Consider the following 13,312-nt stretch of genomic DNA (forward strand, 5'->3'; position numbering starts at 1 on the left):
TCCCCGTCGCTACGCCCTATGTGCCGACCTTTTCAGAACGAAGTTAAGAAAGCCTCAGCGCGGGTCAGGTTTTTGGAACACTTGCGTTGCGCCCGGCCAGGATCACGCTGATGGAGTAAGCGCGCTCGGGGGAAAGGCCGGCCAGGACGGTCGCGGCGATGTCAGGCCGCATCCGGCCGAGAAAGCCGGCAGCAAACGCGGGTTCCATCGTCTCAAACAGCGCTGCGGCCTCTTTTGGTTTCATGCTTTCGTACACGGAAGTCAGGCGCGCCAGATCGTCCTCAGCGGCTCCATCCGCCAGTGACAAAGTCTGGCGCAAGGCCTCTTCCGCGGCTTTAAGAGAGACGAGGCGCTGCGCGATTTCTGCGTCAGCAACCAGCAGTGCCTTTTTGCGCTCTGCCAAGGTGCGTTCACGTTCCAAGAGTCGTGCTTCACGCACTTGCAGCGCTTCCAGCAAGCTTCCCATTTCAGCGCGGTCAGATGCCCCCTTTGCCATCAGGATGGGAACACCTGGCACAGGGGTTTTTACCTCAGCGGGCAAGGGACGTGCTGCAACATCAGTGTCCTGCGCATTCGCAACCCCAGAGGCCAGCCGCAGAACAGCTGAAGAGATCAGGAAACCGGCGATCAGCATGACCGATCCCCGACCGTAGCGGCGAAATCGCGATGACTTTCCGGATCTGCTCATGCTGCATCCTCCACCTTCCGGTGGCGCATGAACATTGGTTCCGCTGGATTTGACGAATTTTTTGTCTCCGTCCTCTGCGGAGGCGAAGAGTTGGTGACCGCTGGCGCCGGGATGTCATGTAGGGCCGCCATCTGAAGTTCAAGCCTGCGCGAAATCGCCTCTGCCCGCTCAGCGAGATCGGTCAGGGTGGCGGCAGACCCACTTGCCGTGGATTGCGCGGCGGCGAGCGCGCGCGCAAGATCATCGACTTGTGCAGACAGGACCGCGACAGCACCACCTACACCTTTTTCCAGATCATTGAACCGGTTCAACCGCCGGCCCAAAACGAGGCAATAAAGACCCGCCCCAAGCGCGCCAGCTACCAAAAGAATATCTGCAATCAAATCCATCTTTATTCCCTCAGTTCAACACAAATTCCATGACCAGAATGTCGGCTACCCGGCCTTGCCCCACGACGACCTGCACACGTCGAAGCATCTGAGCCCGCAGCCGTGCGAGGCCGGACTGATCCTCCAGATCGGAGGGTTCAAGTGCGCGCAAATAGCTGTTGAGCACATCGACAACCCGCGGCAGAAGCTGAGTTACCTCTTCTTGGTGCCGGCTTGGCACTTCCAGTTGCGCCCGAAACCGAAGATGCCGCGCGCCTGCCCTGTTCCCAAGTGACACAACAAGGGGATCAACCGGCACAAAAACCATGTCCGGCAGGCTACGGTCGTAACCTGCTTTGCCCGGAGAGCTGGCATCTGATTCGACCCTCAAAACCATGCCTGACCAGGTTGCATGAAAGCCACCAATTGCCCCGACAACCGCAAGCAAAACTCCTATAATGACGAGGAGTTTCAGAGAGTTCACTGGCGCATCAATTTCAACTGTTCCTTTGGTTGAGTCGGGGCTTTCGGTGACTGACATGGGACAGATATAGACCGCATTGCACTAACCGAATGTTAAGGCCCGTCGTGCATCTGTGGCGGAGAGCCGGACAGAATGTCGGGCGATCCGGAGGTAAGTGTGCAGCAATTTATCAGTGCCTGGTCTGGTCTGGAACGGCGGCGGCAAATCATCGTCGTCATAGCGACGGTTGCGATGTTTGTCGCTATTCTGGCGTTATCCCGCATGGCTGCAGCACCCAGCATGACGCTTTTGTATGCAGGCCTTGAAAGCGGCGCTGCGGGTGATGTCGTCCGTGCGCTTGAACAACGTAGCGTTGCGTTTGAAGTGCGTGGCGGTTCGATCTTTGTGGATTCGCGGCAGCGTGACCAACTGCGGCTGACACTTGCCAGCGAAGGGCTGCCTGCAAACAGCAATCGTGGTTACGAACTTTTGGATAATTTGACGGGGTTTGGCACCACCTCGCAAATGTTTGACGCTGCATATTGGCGCGCCAAGGAGGGCGAGCTGGCGCGCACCTTCGTGTCCAGCCCTCACATTGCTCAGGCGCGCGTCCACATTGCCACCACGGGATCGAACCCATTTCAACGCGGCGTCACGCCCAAGGCTTCTGTGTCGCTGATGCCCAGCGGTGCCGAACTGACAGCGGCGCAGGCCAAGGCCGTTCGCTTTCTTGTCGCCTCTGCAGTTGCCGGCCTCGCGGCAGAGGATGTGGCCGTCATTGATGGCAACGGCGCCCTGCTGGGTCAAAGTGATGCCCCGGTCCCGGCCATTGGCGGGGACGACAAGGCACAGGTTCTGCGCGAAAAGGTGCAGCGATTGCTGGAGGCCCGGGTGGGGTTCGGCAATGCCATCGTCGAGGTCAGCGTCGACACTGTTAATGAAAGCGAAGCCATCCGCGAGACCCGCTTTGACCCCGACAGTCGGGTTGCGATCAGCACAGATACAGAGGAACGGACCGGCACGTCTAATGACAGTGGCGGCGGCGAGGTGACTGTGGCCAGCAATCTGCCCGACCAGCAGGAAGGGGACGGTGAAGCGTCGTCATCCCAGAACTCCGAGACACGCGAGCGGATCAACTATGAAGTGTCAGAGACCGAGCGTGAAATCGTCAGGGCACCAGGCGCAATCAAGCGCGTCACCGTTGCGGTTCTGGTGAACGAACCGGTGGTGACCGATGCCAACGGCGCTGTCACCCCCGCCCCGCGCGAGGAGGAGGAGCTGGACGCCCTGCGCGAACTTGTCGCTTCTGCAGTCGGCTTTGATGAGGCTCGTGGCGATAACATCACCATCAAATCCATGGCCCTCCTTACGGCCGCGCCTGCAGGTACCCCAGCGGATCAATCGCTCCTTGCGGGGATGACGTTCGACGTGATGTCGGTCATACAAACTGCCGTTCTTGCGCTCGTTGCTCTGATTCTTGGGCTCTTCGTTGTCCGTCCATTGCTGTCTCGTCCTGCTGCGCCCGTACTTGATGAGACCAAACCCCTCGCACTGGCGTCCGCGCCGGAAAATGACCCGGAAGTGCAAAGCGCGCTTTCCGGCGAAGTGAGCGATGGGGAAACGACATTGCCAGAATTTGAGGTCGACCCGACATTTCAACCAAGGGCGATGGATCTGCCGGATATCTCCATGCTTGGTGACCCGGTATCTGATGATCCTGTTGAAAGGCTGCGCTCGATGATTGCGGAGCGGCAGGATGAAACCGTTGAAATCTTGCGGAGTTGGCTCGAAGACACGGAGGAAAGTGTTTAGTGCCTTCCCTTTCTCACCGATATCGTGACTTTGGGGCATCCGAAGATGGTGCGTCCCTAGCGGTAGAAGGTGCACATTCAGCCGCAGATGAAGATGCCGAACTAGAAGCGTTCGATACCGGCTATCGGGCCGGTTGGGAGGATGCCGTAAAGGCATTGGAGGGCGGAACCGATGCCGCCGCGAGGGGCATCGCGCAGACTCTGCAGGACATGGCCTTCACCCTTCGCGAAGCGACCGCGCATCTGCATGCCGCGATGCAGCCATTGATGCAGCAGATCGTGAACAAACTTCTTCCAAAGATTGCGCGGCCGGTGATCGGTGCGCAGATCATCGAACAAATCGGGCTCCTGACAGAGCAAACGGCTGAGTACGCGATCGAAATAACGGTTGCCGAAGACAGCCTCGAAGGCCTGCAAGACCTTCTTGGAGATCAAACCATCGGCCCCTTTACCTTGGCCGGGGATCCCAAGCTCCGGATCGGGCAAGCCTATCTTCGGGTGAACCAAACCGAGCGAGAGATCAATTTCGATGCCGTCCTCGCGGGTATCAGCGAAGCGTTTGATGCCTTTTACGATCAAATGAAGGAGCCGCACCCCAATGACTGACATATCAACCAGCACACAAGCATCCGAAAAAAATGCACCACCAGGTGCGGCGGCCGTTGCAGCGGATCCCAGCAACCCCTTCACGTCTGTGCCGATTGACGTATCGGTCTGCGTTGGCAAGGCGCAGCCATTGATCCGCGATCTCGTCATGCTTGGAGAAAATGCGGTGCTGACCCTCGACCGCAGGATCGATGACCCTGTTGACCTTTATGTGGGTGAGCGACTGATCGCGCGCGGATTACTGGAAGAGAAAGAAGGCGATGACACCGGTCGATTGGTTGTCCGATTGACGGAAATCGTTGATCTGCAGCATCAGCCGTGAGGTCGTTCCAGTCTTTGGCAACGATTGCGGTGCTGGCTTTTGCGGTGGCTTGCTGTCTGCCGCAGGGTGCTGCGGCACAGGATTTGAACATCCCATTGGGCGAAGACGGCTCGATTACTGCCCGCACGATACAGCTGTTTGCATTGATCACGATCCTGAGCCTCGCGCCGGGCATTGCAATCATGATAACTTGTTTCCCTTTCCTGGTGACGGTTTTTTCAATCCTGCGTCAAGCGATCGGTCTGCAGCAATCCCCCCCAAATATGCTGATCGTCAGCTTGGCTCTGTTTCTCACCTATTTCATCATGGAGCCGGTTTTTATTGCAGCATGGCAGAACGGGATCGTGCCCTTGACTGAACAGCGGCTCGATCTGGAAACGGCATTTGTGCGTACCCTTGAACCCTTCCGGGGATTCATGGCGGCGCGCATGGATCCAGAAACATTTCTTGCGATGGCGGAACTGCGCCCCGAAACCACGGCTGCAGAACCCACCCCGGACGCACCGCTCAGCGTGCTGGTTCCCAGCTTTATGCTGTCCGAAATTTCCCGTGCGTTTCAAATCGGATTTCTGATCTATCTGCCATTTCTCATCATTGATCTGGTTGTGGCAGCAATCCTGATGTCGATGGGCATGATGATGGTGCCACCCGCAGTGGTTTCGTTGCCCTTCAAGCTGGCGTTTTTCGTTGTCGCCGATGGATGGAGCCTGATCGCCGGTAGTCTGGTCCGCAGTTACTTCTGACACCTGTGAAGGAAAGGTATCGGTCGCGGTTGCTGACAACAGGGACTGCTCAGGGAGGTGTTTCTAAACCTGCCTGAACTTCAATGCACCACAAATTCGGCATGCAACGCACCTGCCGCTTTGATGCTCTTGAGGATGTCGATCATATCTCTGGGCGCCACCCCCAGCGCGTTGAGCCCCGCAATCACCTCTGACAGGGACGTGCCCGGCCGCACCTCGGCAAGGCTGATCCCGGGCTCCTCATCAATCGCTGCATTCGTGCGCGGTACGACCACGGTCTGCCCTTGCGAAAAGGGGTTGGGTTGGACAACCAGCGGCTGTTCCTGAATACGAAGGGTCAGGTTGCCCTGGCTCACCGCCACGCGGCTGATTCTGACGTCTTCCCCCATAACAATCGTGCCCGAGCGTTGATCGACAACGACCCGCGCCTTCCGCTCAGGCTGGACAACAATGTTCTCAATACGACTGAGGGCATGGGCAACCGAACGCATGCGGGTAGCCGGCACGTTCAGCTCTACCGTACCACTGTCCAGCATCAAGGCGACGCGACGCCCGAATGCCCGATTGACCGCGCGCTCGATTCGGTCGGCCGTTGTAAAGTCGGCATCGCGCAGCGCAAGGCGCAGAGTACCAATGCTTTCAAGTTCAAAGTCGATTTCGCGTTCAACGCGCGCGCCTGAAGGAATGGTTCCGGCCGTGGGCACCCCAGTTGTGACGCTGCCCGCGTCACCTTCAGCCTGCGCGCCACCGGCAATGATTGTGCCTTGTGAAACAGCGTAGATCTGGCCATCCGCAGCGTTCATGGGTGTCATGATCAGCGTTCCACCCATCAGGCTTTTGGCATCTCCAATTGCGGAAACGGTCACATCAATCTGACTGCCCGCCCGCGCGAAGGGTGGCAAGGTGGCCGTCACCAGCACAGCAGCGACGTTTTTGGGGCGAAACTGCTCGCCGGTAACATTCACACCCAGGCGCTCAAGGATGTTGGCCATGATGTCTTCAGTAAAGGGGGCATTTCGCAGGCCGTCACCAGTGCCATCCAATCCGACCACAAGGCCATAGCCGACCAGATCATTGCCCCGCACACCATCAAAATCAACGAGATCTTTGATGCGGACCGGGCTTGCGGTTGCAGGCAAGGCCATCACGGCGATTGCACAAAGCAGTAAGAAAAACGTCCTCATAAATAGTTCACCAGAGAAAGCTGCGACATGCGCACCGTGACGGAATAGAGGCTTTGAAGCTGAAATTGGGCTTCCTCCAGTTTTGTGGCTGCATCAAAGGGATCTGCTTCGAGCAGTGCGGTTTTGGCAAGGGTGAGACTGGTCAATTCGGCTTCGTTGCGCGTGACAACGGCGTCGATGTTGGCCTCGGAAAAACCGACGCGGGACTGCAAATCGATGATGCCTTTCTGACCGGTGAGCAGATCCTGCCCCGTCAAAGCGAAGAGGTTTCCTTGGGTGGTGACGTCAAATCCAAAAGCGGGACTATTCGCCAGCGCGGCCACCGCCGCATTTCGAAGCGCTTGTTTCAGTCCGCGTTCGTTTGCGCGCACATCGATACTCAGGTTTTCGCGGCTGGAAAGGGCGAACGCAGACAATGCGGCCCCACCACCAGTGTACATCGAGGTTTCGAAACCAGCGGGGTCGTCGAACCAGGCTGTAGCCAGTGCCATCACATCATCAGGGCTCGCGGCTCCGCTCACTGCGGCCGTCAGATCGGCAAGCAAAGTGGCACTATCACGCATCGGGCGTTGGTCCGTCGCATTCCCGGCAAAGAGATGACGCCCGGCAACGTCCGTATTCAGCACACCCAGCATGGCATCCAGCACCGCGTGCGCCTGTGCGGCAACATCTGTTGTAGAGGTCGCAGCGGCACTGCCGCCGGCAGTCAGAAGCGTGTCAGACAAATTTGAGGACAGGTCGGCAAAATGTTCCAACGCCAGTTGCATCGCTGATGTAAATTGCGTCGCTTCGGACGTGGCAATCTTGAAACCGCTGAGCAGGGTTGTCTTGCGCTCAACGTCTGTCAGGAAACTGTAGTTTCCGGCGACAGTACCGCGCAGGTCAGAAACCTGGCCTGTGGCAAGCTGATCTGTGTAGTATTGGATCGTTTGCTTCAAGCCCGCGTTTCGTGTGCGCAGGAAGTAAGCTTGAGCCAGATCGCCGGACGTCGCCGTGTTCATTTCAATTCCCTTCCTTCAAAGCTGATTGAGCCGTTGCATCAATTCGTTCAACACTTCGATCATGCGGGCATTCGCGGCATAGGTCTGTTCAACCTCAAGCAGCCGCAACAGTTCATCGTCGGTGTCCACCCCATCCGACAATTGCTGCTGGGTCAGTTCAGAAAACCGTGCGGAGGTGTAGCTGAGCTGCTGCTCTGCACCGATCCGGTCCACACCGATCGCCGAAATCATGTTCGAGACCAGGGCAGATCCGGTCTGTGCTGTGCCACTGAAAGAGCCGCTTGCCGGATTTTTGGTCGCGCTCAGCGCGGCGGCGAGGTTCTGCAAAAGGGTCGCATCACCTACGGGTCCCTGTGCCGCTGCGTTGATCCCGTCGCGCAGCCGCCATGGCGCGCCTGCTTGTGCAGGATCGACCAGCGCATTTATCGCCAGCCGCTGCGACAAGCCGACTTCATTCAGCGGATCGAATGCGGACCCGCTGTCTGTAAACAGCCCTGCGTCACCGACGGCAAGAGAGGGGTCGACAGCCGGGTTCTGGAAGCGTTCCACCAGATCGCGGGCCAGTGCATCAACGTCGATCTGCGCGGCGGGTGCCAGTTCATCACGTATCTCGAACTGCGCGCTCAGTAAGCCGCCGCGCAATGCGCCGTCGCCACTGCCGGTCCGTACCGGTTGATCGTTGATCGTAAGACCGGACAAACTGCCGGTGTCGACGGACATATAAGGCGTCACCGAGTTTGACGGTGTAAAATCGATGACAGATGCGCGTCCATCCAGCAAGGCCGCCCCGGAGGTGGAGTAAAGCGCAATCTGCCCGTTCTCTCGCTGGATCTCCCGCACGGGGACAATGGCGCCGATCCGGTCCACCAGCTGTTGGCGCTGGTCGAGCAGCGCCGATGTATCAACCCCGCGTGCCCGCGCGCCCGTTATGTCGGCGTTGAGGGTGCGGATCTGCTGCAGCGTTGTGTTGAGGTCGGACACCTGTGTCGCGATGGCGCGATCTGCCTGGCTGCGCGCTTGTTGGATGCCGTTTGATGTATCCTGCAATGTTGTTGCAAGATCATTGGCTGCCCTCACTGCTGCCACCAGTCTGTCCGGCGCATCAGGTCGGCTGGCGGCGGTGATCAATGCGGCCTGGAAACCTGCCAGCCGCGCGGACACGGAATTGGGATCGTCGGGTGTGCCGTAAAGCCCTTCGAGCCGCGCGAAGAAACCGGCTGACAAGCTGGCGCTGTTGTTCGCTGCCTCCGCCAATCTGCGATCCGAGGCCAATCCAGCGTCAACAATGCGCACCACGCCAACCGCCGTGACCCCGCCCAGCATCCCGCTGCTCAGCGCCAGATCGCGCCTGCCGTATCCTGGCGTCAGAGCGTTTGCGATGTTGGACGAGATGACCTCTGCGCCACGCCCGGCGGCGCGCAGGCCCAGAACGGCGTTAGACATTGCCGACGAGATGCTCATGTATCAGGGTCCTTTCTGGTGCAGCGCCTCAATGGCTGGCCCGGGTCAGCGTTTGATATTTGTCGTCTCCTGCAACATCTCATCAACGGTCTGGATCACCTTCGCGTTGGACGAATAGGCCCTTTGCGTGCGGATCATCGTTGTGAGTTCCCCTGCCACGTCGGTTGTGGATTCCTCAAGCGCGTAGCCCACCACATCGCCTGTCGGCCCGTCACCCGCATCCCACATAAAGAAGGTGCCGCTGCCCACTGCGGGCTGATAGGTTTGTTCGTCCAAGGCCACCATGCCATTTGGATTTGGCAAATCGACGAGGGGCACCTGGTAGATCGTGCGCGTAATGCCGGTATCGAAATTTGCGCGGACATACCCGTTTGCGTCGACCTCGACAGAGATCATGTTACCGACGGTCGATCCGTCTTTGGTGATACTGACGGGCGCGAAACTGTCTGAAAGCTGGGTCAACCCGTTGTTGTCACCGATCATGCCAATGTCGATTTCGATCGGGCCGCCTGCAACATTGATAACCAGCCCACCCGTAGCAGGATCATAAGCGCCACCAGGCGCGCCAGCCGTTTGGGTCACTGAGGCAAGCGTACCACCCGCCGTGCGGCTATCGGTGAACGTCAGGGTGTATTCGCCAATCACTGTGCCAGGATTGACCGAATCCTCAAGCGTCATTGTCCATTCGTTAGAAGATCCAGCCGCCGGGACAGTCGGGGTAAAGCTGACATTGACGCTTTCCGAGATGCCCAGATTGTCGAAGTATTCGACCGACAGGGGCTGCGTATCGCCGGCCCCCCCGGCACTGGTTTCAATCGCAGGCAGATTGACGCCAAGGCTGATGCGCGTGGTGGGTTCGCTTGAAAACTGGTTCACATTGATCTGAACGGGTCGCAGTCCATCCGCTGTATCGCGTGGAAACGTCGGAATGCTGCCGTCTGCATTCGCAGGCCAGCCCAAAAGGACCAGACCCGAGGGCGACCGCAGATAACCTTCGGAATCGGTCCGGAAGGATCCGGTTGTCGCCAGCAGCATGGTGGGGTTGTTTGGATCGACGGCGATATCGGCCCCTTGCGCGACGGGAATAAAACCGCGTCCACGCACGGCAATGTCGGTGGCGTTCGACGTGGATATGAGCGACCCGCGCTGGTCAATCAGTCGCTGCGTTGTGGCCCGCACACCGCCCGCGGAATATGTCCCGCCGTTGGACGAGATCACCAGCGAATGGAAATCCGTCACGACCCGTTTGTACCCGATCGTTGAGGAGTTCGCGATGTTATCCGAGATTGTCGCAAGACGGGTCGCGTTGGTCTGCAACCCCGCAATCCCTGCATTGAGTGAAGATGAGATGGTCATTGCGACACGCCTTTCTGCTGAACCTGCACACGTTCCCTCAGCCTTAGCCCGGCGGGGTTTAACGGGGCGCTAACAGATAAAATCAGCGACATTCTTTGGGGCCCCGGGGCGCCCTCAATTGCGCGGAACATCCCGCAGCAGAACGATTTCGATACGATTGTTGCGCTGCGCCATCGGATCCGGCAACGCAGGTCTTCGGTCGGCATGCCCGGTCACGCGGTGCACCCTGCGCGCGTCTACGCCCTTGTTTTGCAACAATTCCCGCACGACAGAGGCCTGCGCGAGCGAAAGATCCCAAACGCCTTCACGCGCGATAACGATAGGTTCGGCGCGCACATGCCCGCCGATTGCAATTGGGTTCACAACCGTCCGTGCGGTAGCCGCAATAAGCGCGGTAAGATCCCTCAGCAGTTGTGTCGGCTTGTCTGTGCGCGCATCGAAAAGGGGTATGCCATCAAGCTCGAACAGTTCGATCACCAGTCCTTCATCGGTGATCCGGGTCACGATATGGCGCAGCGCATTTTCCATCACCGCAGATTCGCCACCCCTGCCGCGCAGCATCTCTTCGAGGGATGTGAGCACTTCGTCAGTCATTTGCTCTGCCGACCCCTCGCTGTCCAGCCCGGTTTCGCCCCTTGCGTTGCGCTCAACCGGGGCATGGGCGTTGGTGGCGCCGGTACCGTTTTTCGGCAGCACCTGTTCAGAAAAGATGCTTTCGCCGCCAAACGCACCATTGCCGCCCCCTGACACCCGGTTGATCGGAATGGTGGGCGTGAAGTAATCCGCAATGCCCTTGCGTTGCTGTTCGGTCGTGGCATTCAGCAGCCACATCAACATGAAAAAGGCCATCATCGCAGTGACGAAATCGGCGTAGGCGACCTTCCAGGCACCGCCATGATGCCCGCCGCCCTTGATGATCTTCTTGCGCTTGATGATGATCGGTGCCGCATTCCCCTGCGCCTGCATGTCCAACACCCCTGTTCTACCGATCTCAGGTCTAGGCGAGGGCAACTTTCGGCGCGCTTAACAGATCGAATTATCTCTATTTTCCCGGCTCCCCCTTGCACCCGGCCGCGCAAGGGACGCAGATGGGGCAGGGGGCGTGATGCACAGTTTAGAGACCGACAGCACCTACTCATGGATCAGGCTTGGCCTGACCTTGCTGGTGGCATGCATTGCCAACGCGGGCATGTGGATGATCATCACGATCATGCCTGCGGTCGAGGCAGAGTTTGGCACCACCCGTGCCGAGGCCGCGATACCTTATACGCTGATGATGATCGGCTTTGCGCTGGGCAACTTTCTGATCGGCAAGGCGGTAGATCGCTTTGGGGTTACCCTGTCCCTGATCCTGGCCGCGCTGGGGATCATGGCGGGCATGGGCATTGCGATCCTGTCAAACTCCATTTTCATGCTGTCGGTCGGGCAACTGCTGGTAGGTCTTGGATCGGCTGTGGGATTTGGACCGCTGATCGCCGATATCTCTCATTGGTTCGTCAAACGGCGGGGCATTGCCGTGGCGCTGGTGGCCAGCGGCAATTACCTTAGCGGGGCAATCTGGCCCATGTCATTGGCCGGTGTGCTCGAAGACAGCGGCTGGCGCACCGTCTATCTGGTGATGATCCTGGCGACCGGTCTGGGCGTGATCCCCCTTGCCCTGACCCTGCGCAGACAGGTCTCTCACGCGGCCAAGGATGCCGCACAGGTGGCGTCATCGCTCAATGCGCGGTCCGTGGGTCTTAGCCCGCGCGCGCTGCAATACCTGCTGGGCCTCGCGGGGATCGGCTGTTGCGTGGCGATGTCCATGCCACAGGTTCATATCGTTGCGCTTTGTGTGGATCTTGGGTTCGGCCCGGCGGTGGGAGCCGAAATGTTGTCGCTGATGCTGATGGGCGGGGTGGCAAGCCGGATCGTGTCGGGGCTGGTTGCGGACAAGCTTGGCGGGGTGATGACACTGCTGATCGGATCGGTGCTGCAATGTATCGCGCTCTTTCTCTATCTGCCCGCAGGCGGTATCGTATCGCTCTATCTGGTGTCGCTGGTGTTCGGGCTTAGTCAGGGGGGGATTGTGCCCAGCTATGCCCTGATCGTGCGCGAATACATGCCCGCGCATGAGGCCGGTGCCCGCGTGGGGTTTGTGCTGATGGCCACAATATTTGGCATGGCACTGGGCGGATGGCTGTCGGGCGTGATCTATGACCTTAGCGGGTCGTACCAGTTGGCCTTTATCAACGGCATTGTGTGGAATGGTCTGAACATCGCCATCATGCTTTGGCTGCTTACGCGGTCGCGGCCAAGGGCCCCCCGGGGGATCGCAACCGCCTGACCGCCGTTATGGCCGGGCGCTAGGGCAGGCCACTGCCGCGTTGTTCTGCCAGCTTCATCTGCTTTTGCCGTTCCCGAAAACGTTCCTTGTCCGCCTCGGACGTCTTGTCGAAACACTGATGACAGCTGACGCCCTGCTCAAACTCCGGACGCCCGCGATCCTCAGGCAGAATCGGCTGGCGACAGCCATGACACAGCAGATGCGGCCCCTCTTTCAGCCCATGCCCCACGCTGACCCGCGCATCAAAGACGAAACAATCGCCCTGCCAGGTACTTTGATGCTGCGGCACCTCTTCGAGGTATTTCAAAATGCCGCCCTTGAGGTGGTAGACATCCTCAATCCCCTCCCCCAACAGGTAGTTGGTGGATTTCTCACAGCGAATGCCCCCCGTGCAGAACATCGCAATCTTCTTGTTGTGAAAGCGGTGCTTGTTGGCCTCCCACCAGGCCGGGAATTCTCCAAAGCTTTTGGTGCGGGGGTCAATGGCTCCATCGAACGTACCGATTGCCACTTCATAATCATTGCGGGTGTCGATAACGGCCACATCATCGCGCCCGATAAGGTCATTCCAGTCTTGCGCGGAAACATAGTGGCCTGTGCCCGAAGCCGGATCCACTTGGGGCTGGCCCATGGTCACGATCTCGCGCTTCAAGCGCACTTTCATGCGCGGAAAGGGCGGATTGGACGACGTCGATTCCTTCCACTCCAACGCACTGCACCCCGGCAGCGACCTCAGGTGAGCAAGAACCGCGTCGACGCCGGCGCGGGATCCGGCGATGGTGCCGTTCAGGCCTTCACCGGCCAACAGCAACGTTCCTTTGACACCCTGCGCCCGGCACACCGCCTCAAGCGGCGGTTTCAGCGCAGCGGGATCAGGAAAACGGGTAAAGTGATATAGGGCGGCGATCGTGTACATGGTCGGTCACATAGGCCCGGTGGGGGCGGTTGCGCAAGGGGATCGGCGCTTCGTGCATTGTGGTTGA

Annotated in this window: 14 protein-coding genes; 4 read left to right on the forward strand and 10 right to left on the reverse strand. The window is 59.0% G+C overall.

What is annotated here, in order from left to right; genetic code table 11:
* Positions 1-64: 64 nt before the first annotated feature.
* The 3 genes from H9Q16_RS16415 to H9Q16_RS16425 are packed head-to-tail and all read right to left on the reverse strand — an operon-like array spanning position 65 to position 1,597.
* The gene (locus H9Q16_RS16415) at positions 65-688 is read right to left on the reverse strand and encodes a MotE family protein (protein WP_191076490.1); all 624 of its coding nucleotides are present in this window, start codon (positions 686-688) and stop codon (positions 65-67) included.
* Positions 685-1,077 (reverse strand): hypothetical protein, encoded by a 393-nt coding sequence (locus H9Q16_RS16420; RefSeq protein WP_191076491.1) that lies wholly within the window; start codon positions 1,075-1,077, stop codon positions 685-687. Before H9Q16_RS16420 ends, H9Q16_RS16415 begins: the two co-directional genes overlap by 4 nt.
* A 10-nt stretch (positions 1,078-1,087) precedes the next feature.
* Positions 1,088-1,597, reverse strand: a complete 510-nt coding sequence (locus tag H9Q16_RS16425; protein ID WP_191076492.1) for a flagellar basal body-associated FliL family protein — start codon at positions 1,595-1,597, stop codon at positions 1,088-1,090.
* Between the two features lie 75 nt (positions 1,598-1,672).
* On the opposite strand from H9Q16_RS16425, the gene fliF reads away from it, so the two are divergent.
* A complete protein-coding gene (gene fliF, locus H9Q16_RS16430) occupies positions 1,673-3,331 on the forward strand; it encodes a flagellar basal-body MS-ring/collar protein FliF (RefSeq protein ID WP_216859434.1) in 1,659 nt (552 codons plus the stop codon).
* A 101-nt stretch (positions 3,332-3,432) separates the two neighbouring features.
* Here the strand turns inward: fliF and H9Q16_RS20880 are convergent, their stop codons facing one another.
* Complete coding sequence (locus tag H9Q16_RS20880) at positions 3,433-4,020, reverse strand: hypothetical protein (protein WP_343067870.1); 588 nt, start codon at positions 4,018-4,020, stop codon at positions 3,433-3,435.
* 4 nt (positions 4,021-4,024) lie between these two features.
* On the opposite strand from H9Q16_RS20880, the gene H9Q16_RS16440 reads away from it, so the two are divergent.
* Positions 4,025-4,258, forward strand: a complete 234-nt coding sequence (locus H9Q16_RS16440; protein ID WP_343067871.1) for a FliM/FliN family flagellar motor switch protein — start codon at positions 4,025-4,027, stop codon at positions 4,256-4,258.
* 14 nt (positions 4,259-4,272) lie between these two features.
* Entirely contained in the window at positions 4,273-5,001 is a 729-nt protein-coding gene (gene fliP, locus H9Q16_RS16445; protein WP_191076836.1) for a flagellar type III secretion system pore protein FliP, read from the forward strand.
* An 80-nt stretch (positions 5,002-5,081) separates the two neighbouring features.
* Here fliP and H9Q16_RS16450 read toward each other — a convergent pair whose 3' ends face one another.
* The 5 genes from H9Q16_RS16450 to H9Q16_RS16470 all read right to left on the reverse strand — a co-directional run bounded on the left by H9Q16_RS16450 (position 5,082) and on the right by H9Q16_RS16470 (position 10,969).
* A complete protein-coding gene (locus tag H9Q16_RS16450) occupies positions 5,082-6,185 on the reverse strand; it encodes a flagellar basal body P-ring protein FlgI (RefSeq protein WP_191076495.1) in 1,104 nt (367 codons plus the stop codon).
* The gene (locus H9Q16_RS16455; RefSeq protein ID WP_191076496.1) at positions 6,182-7,186 is read right to left on the reverse strand and encodes a flagellin; all 1,005 of its coding nucleotides are present in this window, start codon (positions 7,184-7,186) and stop codon (positions 6,182-6,184) included. The genes H9Q16_RS16450 and H9Q16_RS16455 overlap by 4 nt, the downstream gene beginning before the upstream one ends.
* A 15-nt stretch (positions 7,187-7,201) precedes the next feature.
* The gene (flgK, locus tag H9Q16_RS16460) at positions 7,202-8,647 is read right to left on the reverse strand and encodes a flagellar hook-associated protein FlgK (RefSeq protein ID WP_191076497.1); all 1,446 of its coding nucleotides are present in this window, start codon (positions 8,645-8,647) and stop codon (positions 7,202-7,204) included.
* 45 nt (positions 8,648-8,692) lie between these two features.
* A complete protein-coding gene (locus H9Q16_RS16465; RefSeq protein ID WP_191076498.1) occupies positions 8,693-10,003 on the reverse strand; it encodes a flagellar hook protein FlgE in 1,311 nt (436 codons plus the stop codon).
* 114 nt (positions 10,004-10,117) lie between these two features.
* Positions 10,118-10,969 (reverse strand): OmpA/MotB family protein, encoded by an 852-nt coding sequence (locus H9Q16_RS16470; RefSeq protein ID WP_191076499.1) that lies wholly within the window; start codon positions 10,967-10,969, stop codon positions 10,118-10,120.
* Positions 10,970-11,108: 139 nt separating this feature from the next.
* Between H9Q16_RS16470 and H9Q16_RS16475 the strand changes: the two genes are divergently transcribed.
* Positions 11,109-12,329, forward strand: coding sequence for an MFS transporter (locus tag H9Q16_RS16475; RefSeq protein WP_191076500.1), 1,221 nt, complete (start codon positions 11,109-11,111; stop codon positions 12,327-12,329).
* Between the two features lie 19 nt (positions 12,330-12,348).
* Here H9Q16_RS16475 and trhO read toward each other — a convergent pair whose 3' ends face one another.
* A complete protein-coding gene (gene trhO / locus H9Q16_RS16480) occupies positions 12,349-13,245 on the reverse strand; it encodes an oxygen-dependent tRNA uridine(34) hydroxylase TrhO (protein WP_191076501.1) in 897 nt (298 codons plus the stop codon).
* Between the last annotated feature and the right edge of the window lie 67 nt (positions 13,246-13,312).

The organism is Sulfitobacter aestuariivivens (genome assembly GCF_014763045.1).
Lineage (GTDB): Bacteria > Pseudomonadota > Alphaproteobacteria > Rhodobacterales > Rhodobacteraceae > Sulfitobacter > Sulfitobacter aestuariivivens.